Raw genomic sequence first — 3,744 nt, forward strand, 5'->3', positions numbered from 1 at the left:
AAGCCTGCGGCGAACTCCTCCATCAATTCACCGCCACCGAATGCCGTAACTACCTCCGCCACTGCGGCTACCGCTATACTTAGCCTTGATGCGCTCTAGCCAACAAGCATACGGGTATTTCTCCACATAGCGGCGCTCGATGTCGCCACCCAACGATTTGACAACTTTCGACAGCACAATGCCCGACCAATGCATCACTCGACTTGTTGCCGATTCCTTGCGCCACAAGTGCTGTCGCGATTTTTGGTATCTGGCGATGTTGGCCGGATCAGTAAGAAAGGTCGCTTCCATCGTCGTTTTTGACGACTTAGTTTCGCTTGCCCCCACCACGCTCGCTTGCTGCTTGGTCACGTAGTATCGCTCCACAAAGGTAAACTCGTGGAACAATGCAACCAATTCCGGCTGATTCAAGAGAAGCTTTAGATCGACGAGCAACTCGAAAAGACATCGCTGCCCGGCGGCCACGGCTTGGAAGTGTGCTGCATTGTCTAGCGCTGCGAGCGTATCGGTCCACAATGCTACACGTTCAAGAAGCAGTAGAACCGCGAGTTCAAGCCCCTCTTCAAATGGCGGACGAAAACTCGTTGCGACAAATGGGCATAGTTTCTTGCGTGCGAAATCACGCAGCGCAAGCGTCTCACGAAATAGAAGTCCGACCCGTTGCGTCGATTGCATTTGTTCGAACTTCGAGAATACTTCTTCCGGGTCGAAATCCATAACGCCTCCCAATGTCCTGGACGCCAGTCATGTGAAGAGGTTCACGGCTGATGGCCTAAGTTAAGTCCCTAGCGGTGACTGTTTGGTAGACTATGCCTTGTTGAGTTGCAATCGAGCTAGCGATTCAAGTCCAATCGTGAGTTCCGTCATTCCTAAGACCGCAATAAAAACGCCCCTCGCAAAGCGAGGGGCGTTCAGTTTTATCTATCAACACGCATCCAGCAAAACCTAATTCGCCGGCTGCGCCATTTCGCGCACCGCCGCTTTGTGGCTCAGTTTCACCCGGTCTTGTTCGTCGACCAGGATGACTTTCACCGGCAAGATGTCGCCCACGCGGCAGAATTCGCCGACGCTGCTGACGTAGTCTTCCGAGAGTTCGCTGATGTGGCAGAGGCCGTCTTTGCCGGGGACGATCTCGATGAACGCGCCGAAGTCCTTGATGCTCGTCACGCGTCCTTTGTAGATCTTGCCGACTTGCACGCTGGCCGTCATCGCCTCGATCCGCTCGAGCGCCGCTTGAGCGCCGCTGGCGTCGCTGCTGGCCACGGTCACCGTGCCGTCGTCCTCGACTTCAATCACCGCGCCGGTCATTTCCTGAATGGCGCGGATCGTCTTGCCGCCCGGGCCGATCAGCAAGCCGATCTTGTCCGGGTGAATCTTCGTGCGCAGCAGGCGCGGGGCCCACGGCGAGATTTCCTCTTTCGGCCGGGCAATCGTCGTCAACATCTTGCGGAGGATTTCGATCCGGGCTTCCCGCGATTGCGCGAGCGTGCCGCGGATGATTTCGGCGCTGATGCCGTTGATCTTCAGGTCGAGCTGGATGCCCGTGATGCCGTTTTGCGTGCCGGCGATCTTGAAATCCATGTCGCCGTAATGATCTTCGTCGCCGATGATGTCGGTCAGCAACGTCCACTTGGAGTCGCTTTCCTTGACCAGGCCGACGGAGATGCCCGCCACCGGATTGCTGATCGGCACGCCAGCCGCCATCAGGCCGAGCGTGGCGCCGCAGACCGAGGCCATCGAGCTGGAACCGTTCGATTCCATGATGTCGGAGATCACGCGGATCGTGTACGGGAACTCATCCGGATCCGGCAACACCGGCTTCACGCTGCGCTCGGCGAGCGCCCCGTGGCCGATCTCGCGACGACCCGGGCCGCGAATCGGGCGGACTTCGCCGACCGAGTACGACGGGAAGTAGTAATCGAGCATGAACTTCTTCGAGTATTCCTCGATCAGCCCGTCGACGCGTTGCTCGTCGCGATTCGTGCCGAGCACGACCGTGATGAGGGCCTGCGTCTCACCGCGCTGGAACATGGCGGAGCCATGCACGCGGGGCAGCAGATCGACCGCGCACTCGATGGCGCGGAGCGATTTGTTGTCGCGGCCGTCCGCGCGCGTCCCGCCCAGGATCAAGTCGCGAATGACCTGCTCTACCAGCTTGCTCCAAGCGCGGGAGCAGGCTTCCGGGCACAGGGCGTCGGCCGCCGCGGCGTCGGGGATCAACTCCGCCATCGCCTTTTGCTTGAGCGCGGACACCGCATCGGCCCGGGCTTGCTTGCCCTGGGTTTGCTTGGCGCCCTTGAGTTCATCGTAGAACCGGCCGCGGACGCGATCGTACACGCCGTCCGGCGCGGGGATGACGTACTGTTTCTTTTCGACGTTCGCCTTGGCGATCAACTCTTCCTGCAAGTCGCAGATCGAGCGGATGTGGCGATGCGCTTCTTCGAGTGCTTCGAGCATCCGGTCTTCCGGCATCTCGCGGGCGAAACCTTCGATCATCAGGATCGCATCGCGACTGCCCGAGACGATCAGGTCGAGGTCGCTCTCTTCCAACTGGTCCTGCGTCGGGAAAACCACGAATTGCCCGTTGATGTGTCCCAAGCGGACGGCGGCGAGCGGGCCTTCGAACGGCATCGGCGACAAGCCCAGGCAGGCCGCGGCGCCGATCATCGCCAAGACGTCCGGATCGTTCTGCCGATCGCTGGACAGGACGTTGGCCTGCACCTGCACTTCGTCGTGGAACCACTCCGGGAACAGCGGACGGATCGGGCGGTCGATGAGGCGCGACGTGAGCGTCTCCTTCATCGTCGGACGCCCTTCGCGCTTCAGGAAGCCGCCGGGGAATTTGCCGGCCGCCGCGGCGCGCTCGCGGTAATCGCAAGTGAGCGGGAAGAAATCGATGCCGGGCCGAGCCGGGCCGGTCGCCGAGGCGCAGATCACCACGGTTTCGCCATACTGGACGAGGCAGCTTCCGGCCGCCTGCTTGGCAAAGTACCCGGTCTCGATCGACAGGATGTTATCGCCGATTTGCTTTTCAACACGTACTCTCAAGGTCATCTCCTACTCTCTTGGCCTGCGAGCCGACGCGCGAGCGGTTGTCGCCGGAAACACGCCCCTGGGCGCATCCGGCTTGGCGACCGACAGAAGTTGCGCGGTGGATTGCGCGCGGAGCAACGCCCCGCGGCGATCAACCTAAGCGCACCCAGGCCTGGGCGGACTAGCCGCCCCAGACGCCCCCCGAAAGAATCAGCAGCGGGGCTGCAGCTCAAGAGAATCCGCTCCGAGAGCGGACAGCTAGTGGAAACGACTACTTGCGAATTTCCAAGCGACGAATGATTTCCAAGTAGCGCTCTGGACTCACCCGCTTCAGGTAATCCAGCAACCGGCGTCGCCGACTGACCATCATCAAGAGACCGCGCCGGCTGGCGTAGTCCTTGCTGTGCGACTTCAGGTGACCGGTCAATTCACCGATCCTGGTCGTCAGAATGGCGATTTGAATCTCCGGGGAGCCGGTGTCATTATCGCCGCGCTTGTAGCCCCCGATGACTTCCTGTTTTCGCTCTTTGGTAATCATGTGCGACCGCGATTTTTCCTCTCGACGCGAACCCCGCCAGCCGCCCCTCGTGAGAGGCCCACTGTCAGTGCTTCCCGACCTCGTTCGACTCTTTCCACACGATGGATCAACAAAAACTTGAGCGTCCAATGTAGCGGGCGGGACAGGATTTGCAAGGCGGAAAAAGCGGCGGG

The 3,744-nt window shown here is 60.4% G+C and carries 3 protein-coding genes; all 3 read right to left on the reverse strand.

Going from position 1 to position 3,744, the window contains the following annotated elements; all coding sequences use genetic code 11:
- Positions 1 to 27: 27 nt before the first annotated feature.
- The 3 genes from SGJ19_27680 to rpsO all read right to left on the reverse strand — a co-directional run bounded on the left by SGJ19_27680 (position 28) and on the right by rpsO (position 3,571).
- The gene (locus tag SGJ19_27680) at positions 28 to 717 is read right to left on the reverse strand and encodes a hypothetical protein (protein MDZ4784047.1); all 690 of its coding nucleotides are present in this window, start codon (positions 715 to 717) and stop codon (positions 28 to 30) included.
- 228 nt (positions 718 to 945) lie between these two features.
- Positions 946 to 3,054 carry a polyribonucleotide nucleotidyltransferase gene (gene pnp / locus SGJ19_27685; protein ID MDZ4784048.1) on the reverse strand — a complete coding sequence of 703 codons (2,109 nt, stop codon included), beginning with the start codon at positions 3,052 to 3,054 and terminating at the stop codon, positions 946 to 948.
- A gap of 250 nt (positions 3,055 to 3,304) precedes the next feature.
- Entirely contained in the window at positions 3,305 to 3,571 is a 267-nt protein-coding gene (gene rpsO / locus SGJ19_27690) for a 30S ribosomal protein S15 (protein ID MDZ4784049.1), read from the reverse strand.
- Between the last annotated feature and the right edge of the window lie 173 nt (positions 3,572 to 3,744).

This window comes from Planctomycetia bacterium, assembly GCA_034440135.1.
In the GTDB taxonomy this organism is placed as follows: domain Bacteria; phylum Planctomycetota; class Planctomycetia; order Pirellulales; family JALHLM01; genus JALHLM01.